The sequence below is a fragment of the Micrococcaceae bacterium Sec5.7 genome, from assembly GCA_039636785.1.
GTDB lineage: Bacteria > Actinomycetota > Actinomycetes > Actinomycetales > Micrococcaceae > Arthrobacter.
The window spans coordinates 3,537,905-3,552,889 of sequence record CP144169.1; the positions used below are offsets into that span (position 1 = coordinate 3,537,905).

At 65.5% G+C, this 14,985-nt stretch carries 15 protein-coding genes; 8 read left to right on the top strand and 7 right to left on the bottom strand.

Going from position 1 to position 14,985, the window contains the following annotated elements; genetic code table 11:
* Positions 1-42 precede the first annotated feature (42 nt).
* Positions 43-1,503, bottom strand: a complete 1,461-nt coding sequence (locus tag V3C33_16935) for an MFS transporter (GenBank protein ID XAS67116.1) — start codon at positions 1,501-1,503, stop codon at positions 43-45.
* Between the two features lie 84 nt (positions 1,504-1,587).
* Here V3C33_16935 and soxR point away from each other — a divergent pair, with 84 nt between their 5' ends.
* A complete protein-coding gene (soxR, locus tag V3C33_16940; GenBank protein XAS67117.1) occupies positions 1,588-2,043 on the top strand; it encodes a redox-sensitive transcriptional activator SoxR in 456 nt (151 codons plus the stop codon).
* A 72-nt stretch (positions 2,044-2,115) separates the two neighbouring features.
* Here the strand turns inward: soxR and V3C33_16945 are convergent, their stop codons facing one another.
* Complete coding sequence (locus V3C33_16945) at positions 2,116-3,153, bottom strand: Lrp/AsnC family transcriptional regulator (GenBank protein ID XAS67118.1); 1,038 nt, start codon at positions 3,151-3,153, stop codon at positions 2,116-2,118.
* A gap of 146 nt (positions 3,154-3,299) precedes the next feature.
* Between V3C33_16945 and V3C33_16950 the strand changes: the two genes are divergently transcribed.
* The 3 genes from V3C33_16950 to V3C33_16960 all read left to right on the top strand — a co-directional run bounded on the left by V3C33_16950 (position 3,300) and on the right by V3C33_16960 (position 7,313).
* On the top strand, positions 3,300-4,553 hold the full coding sequence (locus V3C33_16950; protein XAS67119.1) for a M20 family metallopeptidase: 1,254 nt from the start codon (positions 3,300-3,302) through the stop codon (positions 4,551-4,553).
* Between the two features lie 24 nt (positions 4,554-4,577).
* Entirely contained in the window at positions 4,578-5,867 is a 1,290-nt protein-coding gene (locus tag V3C33_16955; GenBank protein ID XAS67120.1) for an MFS transporter, read from the top strand.
* A 132-nt stretch (positions 5,868-5,999) separates the two neighbouring features.
* A complete protein-coding gene (locus V3C33_16960) occupies positions 6,000-7,313 on the top strand; it encodes a DDE-type integrase/transposase/recombinase (GenBank protein XAS67121.1) in 1,314 nt (437 codons plus the stop codon).
* A gap of 133 nt (positions 7,314-7,446) precedes the next feature.
* Here the strand turns inward: V3C33_16960 and V3C33_16965 are convergent, their stop codons facing one another.
* Positions 7,447-8,712: an MFS transporter gene (locus tag V3C33_16965; protein ID XAS69772.1), complete on the bottom strand. Its 1,266-nt coding sequence runs from the start codon at positions 8,710-8,712 to the stop codon at positions 7,447-7,449.
* Between the two features lie 382 nt (positions 8,713-9,094).
* Here V3C33_16965 and V3C33_16970 point away from each other — a divergent pair, with 382 nt between their 5' ends.
* Both V3C33_16970 and trmB read left to right on the top strand, forming a co-directional pair.
* Complete coding sequence (locus V3C33_16970) at positions 9,095-9,373, top strand: hypothetical protein (protein XAS67122.1); 279 nt, start codon at positions 9,095-9,097, stop codon at positions 9,371-9,373.
* Positions 9,374-9,470: 97 nt separating this feature from the next.
* The gene (trmB, locus tag V3C33_16975; GenBank protein ID XAS67123.1) at positions 9,471-10,418 is read left to right on the top strand and encodes a tRNA (guanosine(46)-N7)-methyltransferase TrmB; all 948 of its coding nucleotides are present in this window, start codon (positions 9,471-9,473) and stop codon (positions 10,416-10,418) included.
* 84 nt (positions 10,419-10,502) lie between these two features.
* On the opposite strand, the gene V3C33_16980 is transcribed toward trmB, so the two are convergent.
* Both V3C33_16980 and V3C33_16985 read right to left on the bottom strand, forming a co-directional pair.
* Positions 10,503-10,949, bottom strand: a complete 447-nt coding sequence (locus V3C33_16980) for a hypothetical protein (protein XAS67124.1) — start codon at positions 10,947-10,949, stop codon at positions 10,503-10,505.
* Positions 10,950-11,002: 53 nt separating this feature from the next.
* On the bottom strand, positions 11,003-11,584 hold the full coding sequence (locus V3C33_16985; protein ID XAS67125.1) for a hypothetical protein: 582 nt from the start codon (positions 11,582-11,584) through the stop codon (positions 11,003-11,005).
* A gap of 826 nt (positions 11,585-12,410) precedes the next feature.
* Between V3C33_16985 and V3C33_16990 the strand changes: the two genes are divergently transcribed.
* Together V3C33_16990 and V3C33_16995 are read left to right on the top strand one after the other, a co-directional pair.
* The gene (locus V3C33_16990; GenBank protein XAS69773.1) at positions 12,411-13,241 is read left to right on the top strand and encodes a DUF1206 domain-containing protein; all 831 of its coding nucleotides are present in this window, start codon (positions 12,411-12,413) and stop codon (positions 13,239-13,241) included.
* A 32-nt stretch (positions 13,242-13,273) separates the two neighbouring features.
* Positions 13,274-13,747, top strand: coding sequence for an SRPBCC family protein (locus tag V3C33_16995; protein ID XAS67126.1), 474 nt, complete (start codon positions 13,274-13,276; stop codon positions 13,745-13,747).
* Here the strand turns inward: V3C33_16995 and V3C33_17000 are convergent.
* Together V3C33_17000 and V3C33_17005 are read right to left on the bottom strand one after the other, a co-directional pair.
* Positions 13,744-14,418 carry a zf-HC2 domain-containing protein gene (locus V3C33_17000; GenBank protein XAS67127.1) on the bottom strand — a complete coding sequence of 225 codons (675 nt, stop codon included), beginning with the start codon at positions 14,416-14,418 and terminating at the stop codon, positions 13,744-13,746. The two genes, V3C33_16995 and V3C33_17000, sit on opposite strands and share 4 nt — an antisense overlap.
* Complete coding sequence (locus V3C33_17005) at positions 14,415-14,915, bottom strand: sigma-70 family RNA polymerase sigma factor (protein XAS67128.1); 501 nt, start codon at positions 14,913-14,915, stop codon at positions 14,415-14,417. Before V3C33_17005 ends, V3C33_17000 begins: the two co-directional genes overlap by 4 nt.
* Positions 14,916-14,985 lie beyond the last annotated feature (70 nt).

Genomic DNA, 14,985 nt, shown 5'->3' on the forward strand with positions numbered 1-14,985 from the left:
GGCCCCTGCCGTTAGCGCGTCTCAGCCGGGTCACGACAACACTTAGGCCGAAGCAGGATCCTTCTGCAGCTTCTTCGGTCGCGTGGCAACCCTCGGCGCAATGGCCACCGCGGCTACGGCGATGACCGCCGCCAGTGCGAAGACCCCCGAAAACGAGCCCGCCGTCGTCGTAAATGCCGAGAACACAATGCCCGTGGTCGCCAGCGCCAGCGCCCCGCCGAGGGAATCGGAAATGGACATCGCCGAGCTGTTGAAGCCTTCGGTGTCCTTCGTGGACAGTGCCAGTGTCATAACGCTCAGGCGCGGATACATCAGGCCCATGCCCGCACCGGCGAAGATCCAGCCGGCAATCGCGACGGCGGCCGGCCAGCTGAACGCTGTCGTTGCCAGAGCCAGGACGACGGCGGCGAGCACCAGGACCGAACCGATCCGCACCGCCGCACTGTGGATCAGCCGCGCGCCGAGCCGGCCCTGGATTGCCGAAGCCCCGGCCCACGCCAACGCGCCGCCGGTGAGTGTCAGGCCGGCAAACGTGGGCGGGAAGGCGTAGCGCTCAATCAGCAGGTACGGCAGGTAGACCTCGGCCCCGAAGAATGCGGCCGAGGCAAGCCCGCGTGTGAGGATGACGCTGGGCAATCCGCGCCGGGCGGTCAGGGTTCCTCCCGGCACGAGCGGGCGGACGGCAACCAGGGCAACCGCGACGGCGGCAACGGCCAGCAGCGCTCCGGCCACGGGGACGCTGGCTATGCGGACCTCGGCTGAGAGGTTCAGGCCGAGGACTGCCAACGCAGCGAGTGCGGCCCAGGCCATCCGGCCGAAGACCCACGGGGTGGGCCTGGGGGTGTGCCTGGCCGATTTCGCTTTGCCTTCCGGTGCGCGGTCCAGCCCCCGGAGCGCGGGCACAATCATCACCAGCGCCGGGATCACCAGCCCCACCACGCCGAGGAATACCCAGTGCCAGCTGGCAATCTGTGCGACGATCCCGGCGGCGAACGGCCCAACGAGGGATGGGATGACCCATGCGGCGGCGAAGGCCGCGAAGATCTTGGGGTGCAGCGTGCCCGGATAGACACGCGCCACCACCACGTAGAGGGCAACCGTCATGGCGCCGCCGCCGAGCCCCTGGACCAGCCTGCCGGCCAGGAGCGCGGTCATGGATCCGGCGGTTCCGGCGATCAGCAGGCCCAGCACGAACATCGCTACCGAGGCATACAGCGGCGCGGACGGCCCCCGCCGGTCAGACCAGTTCCCTGCAGCCACCATGCCGATCACACCGGTGGCGAGCGGGCCCGCGAAAGCCAGGGCGTACAGGCTCGCCCCGTCAAGCTCCCGGCTGACCAGCGGCATGATGGTGGTCACCGCCAGCGATTCGAACGCGCCCAGAAACACCAGAGCGCAGGCGCCGATGGTCACCCACACATAGGGGCGCTGCAGGATGCCGGCGGGCGGGCTGGAGACGGAAACGGCGGAATCGCGCACAGTGATGGCCTGATCAGTTGTCATGGACGCAACCCTAGAACCTCAACTATGGTTGAGGTCAAGGATCCGTCCTGCGGGCGGAATGACATATTGCAACTAAGGGGAAGCATGCCACAGCTCGCCGGTGGAGCACACCATGCCCTCAGCATCGGCGAGCTGTCGGAACGGAGCGGGGTGGCGCCGTCGGCCCTTCATTTCTACGAACGCAACGGGCTGATCGACTCGGAACGGACCTCCGGCAACCAGCGGCGGTACCGCCGCGACATGCTGCGGCGCGTGGCATTCATCCGCGTCTCGCAGCGGGTGGGCATTCCCTTGAAGGACGTCCGCGCGGCACTGGAATCCCTGCCGGAAGGGCGGACACCCACCAAACGCGACTGGTCCAGGCTCTCGCGGCTCTGGCGCTCCGAGCTCGATTCGCGCATCGAGGCCCTGGAGCATCTCCGGCGCGACCTCGACGGATGCATCGGCTGCGGCTGCCTCAGTCTGAAAGCATGCAGGCTGCAGAACCCCGGCGACGAGCTGGGCGGCACCGGCTCCGGCCCTCGCCGCTGGGAACCCTAACCCGGGTCTCCAAACGCCCCCAAACTAGCTGGCAGCAGGTGTCGTTTTGAGCGCTCAAAACGACACCTGCTGTCAGTCAGTTGGGCCCTTCACTTCGGGACCGGGGACGACGACGGCGCCACTCGCCGTCGAGTCCGGGGTCAGCATCCAGCCCACGCGCTTCGCCGTATTCAGCATGACGACGCTCTCAACCAGTTCGATGCCCGGAATGCGCTGCTGGATGGCGAGTTCCATCTCCAGGACGTCGGCCAGCGAGCGCAGCCACATGATGATCACAAAGTTGGTCCGGCCGGTGGTGGATGCCGTGAACCTGACGTTCCGGACGGCCCGGAGTTCGGTCGCGGCGGCCTCGTGCCCTCCCGGCGGAACGTTCGCGAACCACTGGCAGGTGACCGGGTACGCGGAGTACTTCTGCGCGATTTCGCAACGGAAGGACAGCAGCCTGCTGGAAAGCACCCGGCCAAGCTGCCGCTGCACCGTGGCGGGATGCCGCCCCAGTGCGCGAGCAATCTCGGCCGCTGACGCCCGGCCGTCACGTGCCAGGAACGGAAAGAGCGCGAGGTGGCTGTCCGGGAGGGGCGCGCTGACGGCGTCGGACGTGGACGGACCTGCAGCCTCCGGTCCGGCCAGGGACCGCAGCGCCTGCTGCTCTGCCCGGCTCAGCACATTGAGCCGCCACGCGTAACCGCTCGTGTGGATCCGGGTGCACAGCGAGGTCTGGTATTTCGTCAGTCCGCGGATCTCCCTGAGCCGGGGCACGATCTGGTTGCTGAACTCCCCCAGATTCCGGGTGATCACCGTCAGCATGAGGTCCCGGTTGCTCGCTGCCTCCTCCACGGTGATCACTTCCGGGATCGCGGCGAGCGCGGCCGTGACGTCGGGCCTGAGGTGCATCTCGCAATCCACATCCACCAGCGCCAGGCAGGCGTTCGTGGGATCGCCCATGAGATGCGCCGTGGTCCATGCAGCACCTGCGGCACGCAGCCGGTCCCACCTCGTCGCCAGCGTCGTGGCATGGACGCCGAGGACGTCGGCGGCGTCCGACCAGCTGATGCGGGGGGAGATCTGCAGGGCATTGATCAGCCGAAGATCCTCTTCACTGAGTTCCATCAGCGACTCCTTCATTATCAGCGCGCGAATCCTGTTAATTCTGGCATCTAAATGAATCTTTTCAGTGGTTCGGAAGATTGTGAAGCCCGTCACCACACAATGGCAATACAGGAAACCCGGAATCCGATTGCAGGCCAGGAGAACACATGACCATCACCACCGACGCCAGGGAATTGCAGGACGACATTGCCCGGTTCCGCCACGAGCTCCACCGCGAACCGGAGATCGGCCTGCAGCTCCCGCGCACCCAGGAAAAGGTGCTCAAGGCGCTGGACGGTCTTCCCTACGAAATCACGCTCGGCCGGGATACGACGTCGGTCACCGCAGTGCTGCGCGGCGGCGCCGGCCACGCCTCCGCCGACAAGCCCGTCGTGCTGCTGCGCGCCGACATGGACGGCCTGCCTGTCCAGGAAAAAACCGGCGTGGACTTCACCTCGAGGATCGACGGCGCCATGCACGCCTGCGGCCACGACCTCCACACCTCCATGCTCGCCGGGGCCGCCACCCTCCTGGCCGAACACCGGCACCAGCTGGCCGGGGACGTCGTCCTGATGTTCCAGCCCGGCGAAGAGGGCTTCGATGGTGCCAGCTACATGATCCGCGAAGGCGTACTGGATGCAGCCGGCCGCCGCGTTGACGCCGCCTACGGCATGCATGTGTTTTCCTCCTTGGAGCCCCACGGCAAGTTCTGCACGAAGCCCGGGGTAATGCTCAGCTCCTCGGACGGCCTGGTTGTCACCGTGCTGGGCGCCGGCGGCCACGGTTCCGCCCCGCATTCGGCCAAGGATCCCGTGACGGCGGCCGCGGAAATGGTCACGGCCCTCCAGGTCATGGTGACCCGCCAGTTCAACATGTTCGATCCCGTAGTCCTGTCCGTCGGTGTGTTCCACGCCGGCACCAAGCGCAACGTCATCCCGGAAACCGCCCGCATCGAGGCCACCATCCGGACGTTCACCGAAGAATCCCGGCAGAAGATGATGGAGGCAGTGCCGCGGCTGCTCCGCGGAATCGCGGGAGCCCACGGCCTGGACGTCGATGTGGACTACAGGCAGGAGTACCCGCTCACCATTACGGATGTGGACGAGACCCACACCGCTGAAAACGTCATCACCGGGCTGTTCGGCGAATCCAGGCTCTCCCGCTGGGCCACGCCGCTGAGCGGATCCGAGGACTTCTCACGCGTGCTGGCCGAGGTACCTGGCACGTTTATCGGCCTGAGCGCCGTGCCGAAGGGCAACGACCACGCGACGTCCCCGTACAACCACTCGCCGTACGCCACGTTCGACGACGGCGTGCTGGCCGACGGGGCCACCCTTTATGCGGAACTCGCCATTTCGCGGCTCGCCACATTGGCATCCGCGCCAGCAGCCGCGCCAGCGTCCGCCAACAACGCGTCCTAGACCCACCATCCCGGAGAGAAAACCATGACCATTACCGTCAACCCTCAGCTCACCGACCGGGCGTCTACCCGGAAAACCATCATCGGCACCGGCATCGGCAACGCCGTCGAATGGTACGACTGGGCCATTTACGCCACCTTTACCCCGTTCATCGCCAGCCAGCTGTTCAGCAAGGCGGACCCGGCGTCGGCGGTGCTATCCACGTTGGCGATCTTCGCCGTCGGCTTCGTTGCCCGCCCCTTCGGCGGCTTCCTCTTCGGCTGGATCGGTGACCGTGTTGGCCGCAAGACCTCCATGACCTTGGCCGTTGGCCTGGCCTCCGTGGGCAGCCTGATGATCGGCATCGCTCCCACCTTTGCGAGCGTCGGCGCGTGGGCCTCGCTCATGCTGCTGGTGGCCCGGCTGGTCCAGGGCCTGGCACACGGCGGCGAGCTGCCGTCGTCGCAGACGTACCTCTCCGAGGTGGCGCCCAAGGAAAAGCGCGGCTTCTGGGCAACCCTGATCTACACGTCCGGCACGGTGGGCATCCTGTTCGGTACGCTGCTGGGCGCTGTCCTGAACATGGCGCTCAGCACGGAAGTCATGAATGCCTGGGGCTGGCGCATCCCGTTCCTGATCGGCGCAGCCCTGGGCCTCTACGCGCTCATCATGCGGTCCCGTCTGCACGAAAGCGACGTCTTCGAGGGTGAGTCACCCACCGAGAAACGCGCGCCGATCTGGCCGCAGATTGTCCGTCACCGCAAGCAGGCCATGCAGGTGATCGGCCTGACGGTTGGGCTCACCGTCATCTACTACGTCTGGGGCGTTGTGGCTCCGAGCTACGCCACCACCGCGCTGAAGATCGACCGCGGCGAAGCCCTGTGGGCGGGCGTCATCGGCAACCTTGTATTCATCGCCGCGCTCCCCTTTTGGGGCAAGCTCTCTGACCGCATCGGCCGCAAAAAGGTCCTGTGGGCAGGCGCGATCGGCACCGGCATCATGCACTTCCCCATGACGTGGCTGCTCAAGGACTCCGCCTGGCAGCTGGCCGCGAGCATGTCCGTGATGCTCATCTTCATCGCCGCGAGCGCCGCGATTGTTCCCGCGGTGTACGCCGAGCTGTTCCCCACAAGCATCCGGACCGTGGGCGTCGGCGTCCCGTACTCCATCTGCGTGGCAGTGTTCGGCGGAACCGCACCGTACCTGCAGCAGTGGCTGGGCACCACCATGCAGATGCCTAACCTGTTCAATGTGTACGCGGTGGTGTTGCTGGCTATCAGCGCAGTGTTCGTCTTCAGCATCCCCGAGACCATGGGCAAGGACCTGACTCAGTAGCCGGCCTGACAGCCCAGCTGGGTAGCAGCAGACGCTGTTTTGCGTGCTCAAAACGACTGTTAAGTCTCATGTCTTATTGGACACTCATGTCTCAGGACCTCGTGGACACTTGGTTGGGGTTTGCTCAGATGCATGAACAAACCCCAACCCGATATCAAGATCCGTCACGCAGTCGCCACCTGGCCGGCGGATGCCCCGCGCGGGGCCGTGAGTGCGTTCTGCAAAAAACACCAGGTGTCCCGGGCCTGGTTCTACCAGGTCCGCGCCGCAGCCGTGGCTGTGGGGCCGGTGAAGGCGTTGGAGAAGAAGCCCCCGATCCCCTTGGGCAGGCCTTCCGCCACGGCCCCCGCCATGGTCGATCTCGTGGTGGACACGCGTGCCGGGCTCATGCAGGCCGGGTTCGACCACGGCCCGCTGTCGGTGGTGGCCAAGCTGACCCGGCAGGGCTTCGCTCCGCCGTCGCGGGCGACCGTGGCCAGGATCTTCTCCCGGGCCGGAGCCGCGGTCCCGGAGCCGCGGAAGAAGCCCCGCAGCGCCTACCGGAGATTCGTCTACCCGCAGCCGAACGGATGCTGGCAGATCGACGCGACCGAGTGGCTCCTGGCCGGCGGAACGAAGGTCGCGGTCTTCCAGCTCATCGACGACCATTCCCGCCTGGCACTGGCCTCGCTGGTGGCCACCGGGGAGACCAGCGCGGCAGCGATCGCCATTGCCACCCTGGCCATCGAACGCCACGGCGTGCCGGAGAAATTCCTGTCCGATAATGGTGCGGCCCTGAACCCGACCCGGCGCGGACGCACGGGCGCCCTGGTCGGGTTCCTCAAAGCCAGGGGTGTGCAGCCGATCACCGGGAAACCCCACAAACCCACCACCCAGGGCAAGAACGAACGCTTCCACCAGACCCTGCACACCTACCTTCACCGGCAACCGCCGGCCGAATTGATGTCCGAACTGCAGGCCCAGATCGACGCGTTCGACCGCTACTACAACACCGAACGCGAACACCAGGCCCTGGCCCCCGGCCTGACCCCGCAGGAGGCCTGGGACGCCACTCCCAAGGCGCCCGGACCCACACCGCCGGAACCGGACGCGGCCGCCGGCACGGAACGCCGCAGCACCCAACGGCGCGTCGACCGCCAGGGCTGCGCCACCGTCCTGGGGACCCACTTCAGGATGGGCAAGGAACACATCGGCGCAACCGTGCATATCGTCTATGACGAGGCCACCATCTTGTTCTTCGACCCCCACGGCACCGAGATCATCAGCCACCCCAGACCCGCCAAGGGAACAGCCTACGTCGGCAACGGCAAAACCATACGGCCACACTCAGGCATCGCGGCCGACCCCGTCGGAGCACGCAAGAAGAGAAAACACTACCCACGAAAAACCGGCACCACACCACAACCAGCCCAGGACCCCTCAGGACAACCGTCTACATGGTCATGAGACACCAAGTGTCTACAAGAACGTGAGACATGAACTGTCTACGAGCTCCTGAGACATGACACGCGCGCAAAACAGCGTCTGCTGCTACCCAGTCGGGGGACAAAGCACGACGGCGGCGACCGGCTTTCGCGGCTCAGTCGCCGATGAAGCGGTTCCGCCCCGCGCGGTACCCGAACACGCCAGCCAGGGTGCCAACAACCAGAAACAGCACACCTGCGGCGGTAAACGAACCCGTGGACTGGTGCAGCTGGCCCACCATCAGCGTTCCGGTGGAGCCCAGCCCGTAGCCCACCCCCTGCATCATTCCGGAGAGGTGCGCGGCAGCGTGGCCGTCCCGGGTGCGGACCATGATCATGGTCAGTGCCACCGCCGTCAGGCTTCCCTGGCCCAGTCCTAGCAAGCCGGTCCACACCCAGATCAGGTCCAGCGGTCCGAAGATGCTCAGCGCGAATCCCCCGCCGGTCATCAGCGCCACCACGGTATTGATGACGCGCTGGTCGCGGAACCTCGTGGCCAGCGCCGGCGCAAAAAGAGAACCCAGCATCTGCAGCACAATCGATGCCGACACGATAACCCCGGCCGTCCCACCGCCAACGCCGCGTTCGCGCAGGATCGGCGCCAGCCAGGCGAAAACGCTGAAGGACATCATGGCCTGCAGCACCATAAAGATGGTCACCTGCCAGGCAACCGCCGAGCGCCACACACTGACTCCCTCCGCCCGAGATGTGTGGCGTCCCTGGTGCTGCCTGGCGGCCAGCGGCAGAAACAGCAGAAGCACGACGGCGGCGGGCATCGCCCAGACCCACAGCGCCGCAGGCCATTCGCCCGTTGCACTGAACACGGGGTAGGTGAACCCGGCACCCAAGGCCGCCGAGGCGCAGATGGCTGTGGTGTAGAGCCCGCCCATGAGCCCGAGCCGGTGCGGGAAATCGCGTTTCACTAGGCCGGGAAGCAGCACATTGCACAGCGCGATCGCGGCACCGCAGGCAGCGGTTCCGGCCAGCAGCGCCGGTAGATGCCCGGCCCCGGGGAACTCCACAGGACGGAGCAGCAGGCCCGTAGTCAGCACCGCCATGGCACCAAGAAGCACCCGTTCGGCGCCGAAGCGCCGCGCAAGAACAGGTGCCAGCGGCGCAAAGACACCCAGCAGTGTCACCGGCACCGTGGTAAGGACCACTACCGCCCAGCCCGGCAGGCCGGCACCGGCCGTGAGTTCCGGGAGCACCGCCGCAAAACTCGAGAACACCGTGCGCAGGTTCAGCCCGATCAGCACCAGGCACACGCCAAGGTAGATCAGTACCCGGGTGCTGCCGACGTGCGTGGGCCCGGCTGCGGGCACTTCATCGATTTCGGCGTCCACCAGCGTGCTGGGGCCGCCGTCGCGAACGTCCCGGCGCACTGCATTCTTCGCCGCTGCATTCCTCGCTTCGGTCACGCGCCCATTCTTGCAGGAGCTTTCGCAGGATTGCGCACTGGTCCCCCACAGACCTTCCACGGGGATCGTGGTCCGGGACCCTGGATGAGCGGCAACGGCAGCCGCTGCCGGGCCAGGCTGCCGGAAGTTATCCACATAGGCCAGAAATCAGTGTCGGCTTCCATCGCCCGGCAAATACTGTGGGCTGAACGGGCCGGACTCCGCAAGATCTGGCCACTGAACCCATGGGAGACACATGAGCGTGCCGCAGACGCAAGAGATCAACCATCAGCCTGCACCCCTGAATCAACGCGGCAGCGGCTCTGGAGTAGCGAGCCTCGTGTTTGGCATGCTGATAATTCCCAGCATGTTGCTCACCGTTATGCCCAGTCTGCTTGTGGCACTCTTCACGCGTCCGGACGAAGGCAGTGGAGGCCGTGACTGGGCGGCGATTGCGGTCTTCTGGAGCCTGCCGGTGCTATTCGGTGTGCTTAGCCTGGTCCAGGCCATACCTGCCGTTAGGCGCTCCGTGCCACATTCGAACAGCTGGAGTGCCGCCGTCGCCGCGCTGTGGATTTTGGGGTCTGAGGGCATTCTGTACTTTGCCTTGGCGGCCGCCCGCGGAAGTTTCCGGATCTTTCTTTGAACCAGTGCCGCTCAGTCGCCGGTCCCGGTGCCGGGAAACCACATCGTTCTGCTTTCCCGCCACCGTCCTGCAGGCAATCTCAACTATTCTGGAAGGGATGAGTGAAACCCCAGAAAACCCCCAGCTGTCCGACGCCGCCTCGCCGGAAACACCGCAACCTGCCCGCCTCGTGACACCCGGCACCCAGGCCTCGTTAGGCACGTACGGCGGCAGGCCCGTCAGTTTCGTGCGCCGCGGCACCCGGCTGCAGGGGCGCCGACAGGCGGCGTGGGAAGAGCACGCGGACCGCTGGGCGATCGACGTCCCCCGCCACATCGCCAACACTTCGGTCCACCCGGATTACACGTTCGACGCCGAAACCGAGTTCGGCCGAAAGGCGCCGCTGATCGTGGAGATCGGCTCAGGGCTGGGCGACGCCGTGTGCCATGCAGCGGAAGCGAACCCGGCCACCGATTTCCTCGCCGTTGAGGTCTACACGCCAGGGCTCGCCAACACCATCATCAAGATCAACAGCCGCGGGCTGAGCAACGTCCGCGTGGTGGAGGCCAACGCCCCCGAGGTCCTGGCCACCATGCTGCCGGCAGGCTCGGTGACCGAGCTGTGGGTCTTTTTCCCTGATCCGTGGCACAAATCGCGGCACCACAAGCGCCGCCTCATCCAGCCGGCGTTCGCCGAGCTAGCTGCAAAGTCCCTCAGGCCCGGCGGGCTGTGGCGCATCGCCACCGACTGGTCCAACTACGCCGTGCACGTCCGGGAAGTGCTGACCGGCTCCACGGACTTTGAAAACATGCACGACGGCGAGCGCAGCGGCCCTGAAAGCCCCCTCACCCAGGTGTGGGAATCCGGCGTCGAGTCCCTGGTGGGCGGCGCGCCCGTCAAAGAAGGCCGGGCACCGGTGAGCACCGAACACACCGGCCCCAACGAGGGCGTCGACGTAGCGGGCGGCTGGGCGCCGCGGTTCGACGGCCGCGTCCTCACGAGCTTTGAAGGCAAGGCCCACGAAGCGGGCCGGATGATCTTCGACCTCTGTTACCGCCGCCTGTAACGGCGGCGGTCGCCGGCGCTGCCCGGGATTGCCGGCGCTGCCCGGGATCGACTGCGTAACAAGGATCGATTGCGCAACAAGGCGTCAGCTGACGCTGATGGCGCCCACTACCTCTTTAAGCATGCTGATCCGCGGCTCGATCCCGGGGTTGACGCAGGGCCAGATCACCACAACTCCGATGAACCGGTTCTTTTCCCACAGGCCCACCGTAGCGGCGGCTTTTGCGGAACCGTCGGCGTCGTCATAACCAACCACGACGGCGTAAGTGGCTTTGCCGGGAAGGTTCAGTTCGCCTTCCGTCAGCAGGGTTCCGGCACGCTCTTCGAGGTAGAAGCCGGACATCAGGTGCGCCCAGCCGGTGGCCGCGGGCGCGTCCTGCACCGAGTTGTCGTCCTTGATGACGGTCACCAGGATGTCACCCAGGAGGCCGTACTGTTCGGTGTTGGGGCCCGCAGTGGAATCGCCCAGTATCTGCGTGTGCTCCGGAAATTCTGCCGTGAAACCAAGCGGTGATTCAATGTGCACTGACATGATGTGTGATTGCTCCTTCAGCAATGGCCGGGATGCCTTATGGTCCTGGAGTGTTAGAGCTGCTCAAGCTTCGTGTCGTTCGGCACCTTGTGGTACGTGGTGACGTTGGTCGTTGCGGAATTTTCCGTGCTGACCTTGACCTCGCCGGCCTCCAGGTCGAATCCGGCCTCATTCTTGGCCGTCAGAACGCTGTTAACCTGCACCGTGGCGGAACCGGCATCGTAGAGACGGGCCGCGTCTGCTGCGGCACCGGCAGTGTTGCCGATGGCCACATTCTTCATGTAGCTGTCGATCACGGCCTTGTTCTCCGGTGAGTAATCCACATCGATCTTAACCGTGCCCTGGGTTCCTGCCGTGATGCTGGACTCGACGTTGGCTGCCTTAACGACCATGCCTTCCTTCAGCCCCTGCGCCACGGTTCCCTCCATTGACAGTGAAACGGAGCTGATGCTGTTGTCCTTGTCCATGCTGACTTCCAGGCCGCCCTTGCCTGATGCCTCAAACGTCCGGCCGTTCAGGTCCAGGGAACCTTCGGCGGAGACCTCGGCGCTGGCCGTGGAGGTGCCGTCCGTCAGGTTCTTTGCGGACAGGCTGTCCCACCACTTGGCCTGTGCCTCGGGGCTGGCATCGGACATCTTGTCCAGCCCGGCCCCGAGCTCTTTGCGGTGGGCGGCACCTCGGCCGCTTCCTTCGCTTTCTCCTTGAGCCAGTTCGATGCCTTCTCAATGAAGCCGGGGCCGCTGCTTGTACTGCCGGTACTGCCTGCTGAAGATTTCTCCTGCTCCTCGGCATGCTCCAGCAGGATTTTGGAGTGCTGGCGGAGGCTGGAAACCGCACGTTCGATGCTGGGCGGTGGCTTCCGGTCCAGTCCTGTCTGAAGCGTTCGTCGTCGCCGCCTTTCCAAGGAGCCGCCAGGATCTGGCTCTGCAGCGACGAAGCCCTGCTGCTGAGCAGCGCGGCGGCTTTGTCGGCGGCCTCGGCCAACGCGCGAAGCTGGCTGACGTCAGCGCCGTAAAAAGTCATGGTGTCTCCCCCGGAGAAGCGCGCGGTTCAGGGTCCATCGCTGATCCATATCGTTGCACAGCGCCCTGATCCCTGCCATGGGGATCACTCCCCATGGGCAAGCAGTTCCAGCCCCTCAGCTACCACGCGGCCGTTGTGGATCACGGCACGGTCCGGCAACCGGTCCACGGCCCTCGATCACCGTGACTCCGGCTCCCCGGAGATTCTCCGGAACGTGAGGTTCGACGGCGGCGGTCGCCGCGCCGTCGAGCGTTCCCCCAAGGATTCCCTCCGCCAGGGACGGACGTTGCGGATGAGGGTGTGCGTTGGGGTTGCCGGTGGCCATGGATCCAGCGAAATACCGGACACCGGAGGCCTTTCCTCCGGTGCAATCCCGTGGCACGATTGGCGTGTGGCGGGGGCGCAGGAATTTCATATCGTCGTGCCGGCACTAAGGATCTGACCATCAAAAGAGAACTAAAACAAGCCGCGGACACCGCCGAGGATGTCACCAACTCACGGGCCCTTGAGCTGGTGGCGCGAGCCGGTTTTGCCGTAAGCGGCATTCTGCATCTGCTGGTGGGGGTCATTGCCATCCGGCTGGCGACAGGCGGCAGCGGCAGCGCCGATGTCAGCGGCGCTGTGGGGCAGCTGGCGCGCCAGCCTGCCGGAACACTCCTGTTGTGGGGCAGCTTCGCTGCATGCGTGGCGCTGGCGCTCTGGCAGGTCAGCGACGCCATCTTCGACTACAACCAACTGCCCGCGGGAAAGAAGCTCGGGAAAAAGCTCAAAGCCGCCGGGCAGGCCCTGGTGTTCATCGGATTTGCCGTGACGCTGGCTTCCTTCGCAAGGGGTACAGGGTCGGGCAAGGACAGCAGCCAGTCGGCCAGCGACCTGACTGTCGCCGTCATCAAGGCACCTGGCGGCGTGGCGTTGCTGATCGTTGTGGGCGCCGCCGTTGCCATCACCGGCATTGTGTATGTGGTCCAGGGTGTCCGGAAGTCCTTCGAGAAGCAGCTGAGGATGCCGGCATCAGGAACCGCCCGGACCGCCGTAACCGCGCTCGGTGTGGTGGGCTACGCCGCCAAAGGGATAGTCCTCGTGCTGACGGGACTCCTGATCGTCATTGCCACAGTCCGCGCCCATCCGGCGGAATCCACCGGGCTCGACGGCGGGCTGAAGGCTCTCCGCGAGCAACCCTTCGGCGTATACCTGCTGGCCGCGGTGGCCATCGGACTGATCTGCTACGGCGTATACATGATGGTCCGGGCGCGCCTCGCGAAAATGTAGTCCGCCCTCGCTTCCGAACTAACGTGGTGTCCATGCCCCAGATCCGCGCCGAACGACTCATCAGACTCGATCTGGAGACGGCCTTTGCCTTCTCGCAGACCACCGGCGCCTTCCGGCTGAAATGGGACCCGTTCATTTCAGCCCAGGACTGGCTGGACGGAGCAACGGCCGCGGGTAAAGGCGTCCGGACACGCACGGTGTCGCGCATGGGCCTGGTGATGGTGAGCGAGTACGTCTCCTTTATGCCGCCACAGAATGTGGGCATGACCATGGTGTCCGGGCCGTGGTTCTTTGAAAACTTTGGTGCCGGCTGGCGGTTTACCTCCGATGACGGCGGCACCCGCGCGGTCTGGAAGTACACCTTCTCCTGCCGCCCGGCCTGGTTGCGGCCCGTGGCGGAAAGGATCGGCGGCTGGCTCCTGGGCCGCGAGATCGAAAAGCGGATTGAAGCCTCCGCGCGGGCGTGCCGGGACCCGGACCCGGTGGCTGAGTTCCGCGGCCCTTAACCGTCCGGGACGGTGATCACAGCGACGGTCTGCTTGAGCTCATTGCGGAGCTCCACGCTCGCGATGCTGGCCAGCTGAACCGGGGTGGCGCCGGTGACCTTGATCCGGCCGCTGGGGGTCGCGGTCCATGCACACGCACGGTCCTCGCCGCCTTTGCGGTCCTTAACCCACAGGGAGAGCGTGCCGCTGAGTGGCATGCTGCTACCGGCCACGGCGAGCTCCGTGCCCCACGTTTTCCGGGCGAGGTCCACAGTGAACTGCGGTCCGTTCCCGGCTTGGGCCGAGTAGCTCGCATCCGGCGGGGACGGCCGGATGAGCAGCGGTGCGGCGGCAAATCCGAGGGCCAGGCAGGCGGCCGCGACGACACCCACGATTGCTGTCCACCGGCGTCGCAAATTACGACGGCGAGCGGCCAACTCGTCCAGCATCGGCTTAGGCAAGCGGACGTCCGGCTGTCGTGGCCCCGCTTCACTCGGCCGGCCGGCGGTCAAGGCCACGGCGTCCGGAACGGGCACTGCATCCAGCAGCGCCGGGACGATTTGGAGTTCTGCAAGTTCCTCGCGGCACGCGGGGCACTCCTGCAAGTGGGCGTCGAACCGCTCTGTATCTGCGGCATTAAGGCCACCGAGCAGGTAGGCGCCCAGCAGTTGATGCAACTCAGGAACGCTCATCGTTCCACCCCCATTTCATCAAGAATTGTCCGCAGGGCACGCACTGCATAATAGGCCCGTGATTTCACCGTCCCGCTGGGAATATTCAATTGCACGGACGCTTCATTCACGGTGAAGCGGCGGTAATGCAGTGCCACCAGGACATCCCGGTGTTCGGCACTTAGCCTGATCAATGCTTCCTCCATCAAGACCCTGTTCAGTAATTCATCAACGCGCTCAGCCGCCTCCACGGGATCGGCGATGTCGCGTTCAATAGCCTCGAGCGGCCGCCGCTGGGCCTTGCGATAGTTGTCGATCATGATGTTTCGAGCCGTCCGGATGAGGTAGCTGCGCATGCTCCCCGTGATCTCGGGCGCCTGCTGCCAGACGCGCAATACGGTTTCCTGCACAACGTCCTCGGCGAGCTGCGGATCATGGGACGCGCTCAGTACAAATCGGCGAAGCGCGGTTCCGTGGTCCCGGTAGATCGCGGCCACAACATCTTCATCGAATGACATGACTGGTGCCTCCTGTCGCCTCCGGGCACATCCCGGTAGTTACGACGTGCACGCGCTGCGAATGGTTCAG